Source organism: Lysinibacillus sp. NPDC093688 (assembly GCF_050280145.1).
Taxonomy (GTDB): domain Bacteria; phylum Bacillota; class Bacilli; order Bacillales_A; family Planococcaceae; genus Lysinibacillus; species Lysinibacillus xylanilyticus_B.
Map to the genome: position 1 here is coordinate 1 of NZ_JBNNUX010000073.1, position 9,017 is coordinate 9,017.

The 9,017-nt window shown below is 39.6% G+C and carries 6 protein-coding genes and 1 pseudogene; 1 reads left to right on the forward strand and 6 read right to left on the reverse strand.

Translation table 11 applies throughout. The features are described from left to right. The 6 genes from ACQKN2_RS24550 to ACQKN2_RS24575 all read right to left on the reverse strand — a co-directional run. On the reverse strand, positions 1–3,835 hold a 3,835-nt coding region (locus tag ACQKN2_RS24550), incomplete at its 3' end, for a DUF6531 domain-containing protein (protein WP_427417257.1). Between the two features lie 30 nt (positions 3,836–3,865). Beyond that, positions 3,866–4,264, reverse strand: coding sequence for a DUF4280 domain-containing protein (locus tag ACQKN2_RS24555; protein ID WP_053596527.1), 399 nt, complete (start codon positions 4,262–4,264; stop codon positions 3,866–3,868). 77 nt (positions 4,265–4,341) lie between these two features. After that, positions 4,342–4,839, reverse strand: coding sequence for a hypothetical protein (locus ACQKN2_RS24560; protein ID WP_053596528.1), 498 nt, complete (start codon positions 4,837–4,839; stop codon positions 4,342–4,344). Between the two features lie 39 nt (positions 4,840–4,878). Then, positions 4,879–5,976, reverse strand: coding sequence for a pentapeptide repeat-containing protein (locus ACQKN2_RS24565; RefSeq protein ID WP_427417258.1), 1,098 nt, complete (start codon positions 5,974–5,976; stop codon positions 4,879–4,881). Between the two features lie 15 nt (positions 5,977–5,991). Beyond that, on the reverse strand, positions 5,992–7,530 hold the full coding sequence (locus ACQKN2_RS24570; protein ID WP_427417259.1) for a phage baseplate assembly protein V: 1,539 nt from the start codon (positions 7,528–7,530) through the stop codon (positions 5,992–5,994). After that, positions 7,527–8,171 carry a hypothetical protein gene (locus ACQKN2_RS24575; RefSeq protein ID WP_427417260.1) on the reverse strand — a complete coding sequence of 215 codons (645 nt, stop codon included), beginning with the start codon at positions 8,169–8,171 and terminating at the stop codon, positions 7,527–7,529. Before ACQKN2_RS24575 ends, ACQKN2_RS24570 begins: the two co-directional genes overlap by 4 nt. Before the next feature lie 420 nt (positions 8,172–8,591). On the opposite strand from ACQKN2_RS24575, the pseudogene ACQKN2_RS24580 reads away from it, so the two are divergent. Next, a pseudogene (locus tag ACQKN2_RS24580) lies at positions 8,592–8,858 on the forward strand (IS1595 family transposase); the annotation flags it as partial. Positions 8,859–9,017: the final 159 nt, after the last annotated feature.

A 9,017-nucleotide genomic window follows, 5' to 3' on the forward strand; every position in this document is an offset into this window, starting at 1 on the left:
TGTCATAGCCAAACGTTTCCCAAGTGTCATCATAATAATCAGCTCGAATGACATTCCCTAAATTGTCATGTTCGTATGCTGTCCAACGATCACCCAGACGTTGAATCTTCCGAACCAATCCTGCCAGACTTCGCTCATACGTTCTTTCCATCTCACCAAAGCCAATTTCCTTGATGATATTCCCTTTTGTATCACGTTCAAACTGATACACTTCACCTTTCTCATTGATAACAGTATTTAACTGCTCTTCTGTATCATAGGTGAATTTGACTTTCTTCCCACCTTGTTCTCGAGACACCAAGCTGCCAAGAATGGTGTAATCAAAGGCTACTTGCGTATGGTTATCTTGCGCAAAAATGACATCATCGTAGGCATTGTACTTTAATTGAACATCGTTACCATCTGAAAGATCTGCCCTTATAAGGCGATTCAAGTTATCATAACGGAATTTCTCTGTGGCCCCTAGCGGATTCGTCGTTGTTGTGCAGTTCCCACGACCGTCATACGCCCATGTCGAACTTGTACCGTCTGGCAATGTCACTTGACTCAAGTTTAGATCAGCATCATAAGCTAAGCTTACCATATGACCTTGCCCATTTGTCACCGTTTTAATTAAATATTTCTCATTATAGGAAAATTCTGTTTTTGTTCCATCTTCTAAAACATTCGTCTGTAATGTCCCATCTTCATTATAAATCCATTGACGACTTCCGCCCTCTGCATTTACAACTTGAATCAACCTATCTTTCTCATCATACTGAGAGGATACGGTACTGCCATCTGCAAGAGTAATTGTTACTGGATTTGCCCACTCATCATAGCTATATGACGTGACACGTCCATCTTCATCTACTACTTGCAGTAATTCAAAGTCCTCATTATATTCATAGCTGATTTCACTACCATCTGGATGAACAATTTTCGTACAGAGGTTATCTTCGTTAAAATAGTAATAACTCTTATGGCCTAAGCTATTCGTAATTTCATTATAGCCTTCGTGATAGGAAAGCTCCCCTGCAAGGACATTGCCATCACCCCATGTTTTGATGACTCGTGCACCTGTAGTTGGACCATCGTAGCGCCAGAAGAAGCTATTTTTATTACGATCTGTTTTTTGTATCATTAAGTGATTAACATATTTAATATGCGTACTTTGCCCTAACGCATCTTGGATTTCGATTAAATCTTGTCCATCATTGTAATCATAGCGAACTAAGACTTCACGACTCATCTGGTTACGTAAGGCGACTTCTGTCATTCTACCTACCTCATTCGTCGTAACTTCTAGCACTCTACCAACACTGTCTGTTACTTTGGATAAGAAGCCTTTAAGGTTATACGCAAATTGAATATGATGATTTTGCTCATTTCTTACTTCTTTTAATCGGTATTTTGTTTCTGTTGTTTGTTCAAATACATAAATCAATCGTGTATCATGCTCAAACAAATGATACTCCTCGCCCGTATTTGTTAAGGTCATCCTTTCTCTTTTGTTAAAATAAGGCAAGTTTATTGGTAAAATTGGAAACCCAATTGCGCGACCATCCGTCACAACAATCCCAATCAGGTCTTCTTCTTCAAATATCTCTAAGGCTAGATCGTATGTAAAGTGCATACCATGACCTGTTAAGCCAATGCGACTACTATCACTGTACCAAGCGCGTTCCCATGAAAGGGGGATAGGTCCAGGTAGTTCAAAGTCGACGCCTTCATAAATCATACGCCCTGTAATTAAATCAACGGGCTCAAATCCTCTTTTACAGAATTTTTTACTTAACCCTTGTGTACAATTAAATTTCTTTAATACCCCATGATTTAATTTCGTTAGCCCAGCTTTGGCCATAGCTTTCATTCCGTCTACTGCCTTCGACACAGCGAGCAATTCATCCATCGATGAGATGACTTTATCAGCTGCCGTCTTCACGGCTTTAGATCCTTTGTTGGCTAGCGCCGATACTGTATCTAGTGTTTTAGACACTTTTGTGTAAGCTGCTTTCATCCCTTTTATTGCTTTGGATGCATCCACTGCTTTATCTGCAGCTTTTGCGGCTGTAATTGCTTTATCTGCAGCTTTTGCCGCTTTACCGGCCTTATAGGCTGTTTTGGCTGCATCACCAACTACTGGGACTGCACCTACAATGTTCATGGCTGCCCCCATGTAATCTCCCCTTGCCAAGCTAATACCTGCATTCGCAATATCTGCAAATGTACCGATGACAGGGATAAACCCAGCGATATCCAGCGCTGTACTTACGCCATCTACTAAACTACTAAACCAGCCTTTCTTCTCTTTCTTCTCTTCGGCCTTTTGCGGGAAAATTAAGTCAACTTTACTCATAGCTTCGATTGCTTCTTCATTTAACTTCGGTGGTTGACTCTGCTTCTCTATACCTTCTTGATCAATGAGCGTACTAATTAATTGTGTGTCAGCGGCCATAATCACATGACTTTGTTCCTTCGCTGATATAGCAATCCATTCTTCCGCCTCTACGGCTAGCTCTTTCATTCCACTAATTTCGAGTGTTTCATCGGCCGCAAGCATGATGGTACTGTTACTTTGAAATGTTACGCCATCTCCATCATCCATCTTTAAGTCCAATACCCCATCTACTGCACTAAAGGTAATATCACCAACACCTAATGTCACATCTTTCCCAACATTGGTCGCCAATGATTTAACGGTAGTGTCCGCCATTTTCTTCGTCTGCTTTTGCCCGCCCTCTGGTGTGGCTGGATTAACACGCACCGAGCTGATAACGATGGCATCTTCTTCAACTGCACTTGGAAAATGCAATTGAGCACGTGCACCTATTTGAGGCATTAAATACATAACACCATTGGCATCTGCTGAATAAGCAAACCAATGTGCTTTTGCTTGATCTTGGCTTCTATCTATATCTAAATGAATTTTAACGGTGTTTTGCGTAACATCAATGATCTTTCCTGTAAACGCTGCACCAATGAGATCTAAATTGCGTGCTAATCGCTGACGAATACTTTTCTCTGGTTGGACAGTATATTGAAACTTCAACACACCTTCATCAAGATGGGTTTCCCTAGCCGTTACGATATAGGAACTTCCCTTGAATTGCACCAACGTGCCCAGCTCATGGGCCTCTGTGCTTTCAAACTCACAAAAAGTATAATCTGCTTCACTCACATCCGTACCATCGTTTTCAGTTATTAACCGATACGCATCGACGTCCATCCGTACTATAGAAGGCAGATGATCGATCGTTATGCTTTTTCTACTTTGAGGTGTACCAAGCCAAAATCGAGCACCCTTTCCTTTTAAATCAGGAAAAACAACGGCGTGCAAACGGGAGGCCATTCTTTTAATGAATTCCCAATCTGTTTCTAAGTATTGAATCGCAATACTACCAATGGCTTGACCGTTAGAAGCTTGGTCGATGTAATCCCCATTAGGATAGGCGCTTACGATATTTTTTATTAACTGCACGTACGTCATGTTCACATCTTGAAAAGAACGTGAGCGCTTTGCAATATCCATATTTGCCGTAAATGATACGGCCTCAACGGAGACATAATGCACCCCTTGTGATGCCTGCAACTCCGCATTTTCAATTCTTCCTGAGAACAAAATGGCACTGTCTCGTCCAAATTTCACAACAACTTCATCTGTATGATTGACCCGCTGAATATATTTTTGCGCTTGCTCTTCAGCAATCATTCCCGTAAAGTACAATCTCGCATGGTCATTGGCATTATGTTTGATGGTTAGTTTATCTAAATGAATAAGTGGATATGGCCATTCGAGCACAAGATCCTCATACGTACTGACCGTGTGTACTTCCTTTTCTTCTAGCGATTTCATTACTTACCTCCTTTCAATCAACCTTGCCTTTTAAAAACCTTGTTTCGGTATTTCTACTTCCTCTTGACCGTCATGAATAATTTCAATTTTGCCTCCTCCTGCTGAGCATTGTGTATGGCAGCGGCTTAATAACGCTTGCTTTCCCTCGATATTGACATTTTCCATTCCTTCCATCCAATCAATGGAACATGTTGGTGTACATGGCTTTTGCAACTGTAAACAAACACCAAAGGTTGGGATGTTGTCAGGGTTTCGATCTCCTACATTCATTACGGCTTTCTCTTTAATATAAACGCCATGGTCTTGCGGCAAATTTAAATAATTGAGGTGGCTACCATGCTCACAGGAAATGATGGCTCCATGTACCACATAACTAAATTGCTCCTGTTCCGAACCTTCTGTTTCCAAACTTTCTACAACTTGAGCCATTAAATATCCTTCCTTTCGTATCGCTTGAACACTGTTTCAAACTACCACAGTGTCTTGGAATGATTTATTAGAATGATCTATCGTCCTTGTAGTTTTACTCGCTGCAACTGAATCCCTAGATATGGTCGTCGCAGCATACTTTCTGCCACGTCTAAATTGACGATGGTGAACGATTCCTTTTTGCCGTCGACTTGAAAAATACAATCCAGTTCCACTTTCTTCGGGTCAATTACGAGCTCCTTTATTTGTCCGTCTGGATAATAAGCCGTCTCATCGGAAATACAGTTCTTCTTGACAATGTCCATAAGCCAATGCACACGCTGTGTTCCTTTCTTCACATCCGTAAAGACAATGGCTGTAAATTCTAAGTTATCCTCATATTTCACCAATAACCCTTTTAAATCATCCGACACGATTCTTCGAGGCTTCTCTAAATAATCCAGATATACCGCATTCTCTTTTTCTATTACTTCCCCGAATACAGATGAACAGACAAAGTTATCATCGAGGTCTGTCTTGAAAGGAATAATTGGATTTGTAATGCTTTGATCTTGCCGAACAATAAAATACTCCATCTTTTCCTCCTGTAACTATCACTTCTGCCGATCTCAAAGTTAATGAATCCACTGAATGTCTTTTATCTGGTCTGGGCTAAATAGACATTTCTCTTGATCGCGTTTAAAGAAGGTAGCTCCTTTTAAATTGGCACCTGTGAAATTAGCGCCTGCAATCTGCGCAAACCCAAATTTTGCATTTTCCAAATTTGCATGACTGAAATCAGTGCCTAGGTAACACGCAACTTCGTCATCGGGAAGCAATAGCGTTTTTCCTTGTGCATGCGTAAAATTAGCGCCTGCTAAATTGGCATTTCGAAAATCAGCATCTTGAATGGCTGCATATGAAAAATCAACATTCGCTAACCTACAATCTACAAAACTAGTCCCGACACAAACACTTTGTTTTAATGAAGCCCCTTCTAAGTCACTGCCATTGAAATTCGCATAAGAAAAGTCCATTTGATCGAAAAGTTTTTGCTGTAACTGTAGGCTTGAGAAATTTTCAAACGTATATGATTTATCCATCTCATTTTTCCCTAACCATGAGAGAAGATTTTGTTCCACCCGTTCCCGTTCGTCGAACATCGCAACATCTTCACTAAATCCTTTATATTCACCGACACGAAATCGCAAACATGCTGCTCGTTGGAAATCTATTTCAGGTACGCTTTCTTGTTGATAGCGGAAAAGATAGCGTACCAATTGAATAATATACTGATGAAACAGAATCACAGTCTGTTGAATAATTCCTCGAACGTCAGCTGCTTGGATAGCGAGATATGGTTTTCTTTCTTTTTCAAGCGTTTTGTGTAAATCTATAATCGCCCCACTAAGCCATCCCGCTTCATACTGGGCCGTACATTCTCCCCAGTCGTAGTACCATTTTTCTCCATACGCTTCTAGCAAATACGTACACTTGTTATCTAGTAATGATGTTCGTAGCAATGAAAAATGAATAAAGGCAACTGGTGCTAACTTCCCTTGCTCTTGCTGATTTCCAATATTTGCAAACAGCTGTTCAAGCGAGTTAATGATTGGTTTTAGTAAGACTTCCTTCTCTTGGCGAAACTGTCGATCAACCTTCTCTTGTAATCGGCTGACATGAACTGACACGCATTCATCCATAAAATGCTGTAATGCTTCTTCTCGTTTCATGCGTCCACATCCTCACTAATTTGCTCGTACTTCTGTTCCTTTAATCTCCATTTTGTCTTCCATCTTGATTGAACTGTCTTTACAAGTCATCTCAATTTTCTCGGTCGCATTAATCATAATTTGCTTCGCATTGATGGCGACTTTATCTGTTGCTTGTAAGGTAATATTTTTATCACTTATGATGGAGATCCCATTATCATCCATAAGCGAAATCATTAATCCTCCACCAGATATGACAATCCGATCAGGTGCAAGTAGAATTTGTTTGCCGTGCTTTGTTCTGAGGGTTTTGACATCTGGATCGGCCATCCGCGCTGGGTCTTGGCGACTATCCTCTGGTGGTGCAGGTCTTGATCCGCCGCCACCTCCGCCTCCGCCACTGGCACTGGCACTTCCACCGCCTCCTGGACTAGGCGGATTCGTCGCTGCTAACATCGAACCAGATTGTGGTGGTGCTTTTGATACAGAACTAATCGCAATCCCCTCATCCTCACGATTGCCTGGGAAATAGATTCTCACATTATCAGATAGCTCCGGCATGAAGTACCATCCTGTATTATCTTCTGATGCATAGATCGTAGAATACGGAAACCAATACGCTGTATCTTTATCTTGACCCTCGTCGAAATCGACATGAATACGAATTTTGTCCCCCGCAACATCAATTACTTTTCCTTGAATGGAGGCGCCAATAATAGCTTGATTATAAGTACTGTGGACACTGAAGCCGTTCTGAGGTGTTAACGTGTAGATATGCTTGAACAAGCCATCTTTTAAAATTGAGTAGATTTTATAGACATACAATTTTTTTGATTGGAATGTAACTTCATTGCCTATTTTGAATGGTTGGAACGATTCTACTTCATAGTACATGTAGTCACTATCAGTAATACCGTCGAGATGATTTTTACTAGACACAAGGAAATTGCCGATCGCCTTTTTAACTCGATAATTGATGGCCTCCATTTTCTGCGTGCCCCCAGCTTGAAATGGTACGCCGAAGTAAAACTTGGCGGCTGGGTGAACCGTATCTGGCACCAGACCTGTATGGAATCTTGATGCCATACGTTTAAGAAACTCCCAATCTGTTTCTATATATTGCATCGTAAAACGACCAATAGAAGCGCCCTTTGAGGCATAATCCATGAAATCTGCACCTTTTTGATCGGCAATACATGCATTTATTAATTCACTATAGGGCATACTCGCATTTTGATAAGTTTGATTTTTCTTCTTCACATCTAACAAATACGTATGCGAAACTGCTTTAACCTCCAAATAATAGGTGCCCAAAACCGATTTCACTTGTACATCTAATGCCAGCCCATTGAAAATAGGAATAGTTTGTCCAACACTGCCGATTTGCACTACTTCAATAGCCGTTTCTGCATCCGTCATATATACATAGGAATCTTCGAGTTCATCAGGAATCACGCCCGTTAAATGCAATGTAGCATGCTCATTCATTTGTTGCGTAATTTCGATTTGATTGACGCGAATATTATAGGGCATCACGATGATATCTTTGTACGTCAAGGCTGTTTCCTTACTCATTCGACAACACCTTCCCCATCTAATAATTTGTTTTCAACAAAGATAGACTCCATCATGCCGTAAGCAATGGGCTTCCAAATATCCATCTCTTTTTTCAAACAATTAACCGAGCCCATCGTCACATTCTCGCCTACTATAAACAAAAACATTAAATTATAAATCTTGTTATCTAGTGCTGGCGAAATGAAATCAAAGTAACCAATTTGTAGACCATTAATTTCATTCATGCCAATATCCAACATTTTTGTAGTTGGCTGCGTTTTTTGAAGGATGTTCCTCATGGCCTCTGTGAAGTCTTCTAATTCCTCTTCTTTTACTTGTTGTTCCATGATTTTCAGTGTGACATTGATGGACGTACTTTCGCTTGTATAAATATAATCGGGTCTACGACTGGATGGATATTTAATATCCATTAATTCAGGCTCCATCACATCAAAGGCTGCAGGCATACACATCCGGATTTTCCCCTCATAAAAACTCATTTCTTTAAACTCAATCGTTTCATCTTCAATCATGAGTTGACCATCTTTAATCGCTTTCACAATATCCGTATTTAATAATTGGTTTTCGATGTTCTCCATTCGTTTCTTCTGCCTTGCATGTTTCGTCATCTCGATAACTTCTTCATCCATAAAATTCATTGTTTTCGCTCCTTTGTTTTATCTACTATTCGTTCTATTTCATAACCTTGTATTCTTTTGTTTTCCTATTAAATAGCACCGATTATTTATCAGTAATAAATCAATAGTTATTGTTATTAATTTAATTTTTTTCAGTAATATTCCATCATAAAATATATTTATGACAATATAACCATTAATTGGTTATTTTCATCATTAAATATGCTAATAAACCATAGATAAAAAGTCAACATCCATAAGTTCTATTATTTGGAATAGACAAAAAAATAATCCTGAAGATCTGAAAAATTTGAAATTTAGTAGTTAGATATACTGTGTGAGGAAAAGAAAATGTAGAACTTTAATCATTGTGGTATAGAAATGTAACTCGATCGAACGACGAATACATTCATGATGAAGAGAATAATTTTAATTTGTAACCTTGAGCCACGCAAACGTGGTGGTGCCACTAAGAAACTAGGAATATCAAAGGAACAAATATGTGTGGTCGTTGCTTACGACAGTGGTAGAGGAATCCTCTCTCAAATGGAAAGTAAGGGTCGGATTAATGTACAAGAATTGGACGGGTTGTTAGGTCGCTACATCGACACCTCAGTTTTGTTATGTACAGATTCTACAACGAACTATAAGAATTTTGTTAAAATGAAAGGTATACAACACAAAGCCGTTAATGTGCAACAAGGCAAATAAGTTAGAAAAGGGATTTACCATATTCAATACGTAATAGTTACCCAAGCGTTTAAAGGAATGATAACCATTCCGTTTACGTTGGTCGCTTCTACCAAAATATCGTGTTGTATCAAAGTGTGTCATATTCCTCCGTGTATCTGTCGGTATCACCACTAT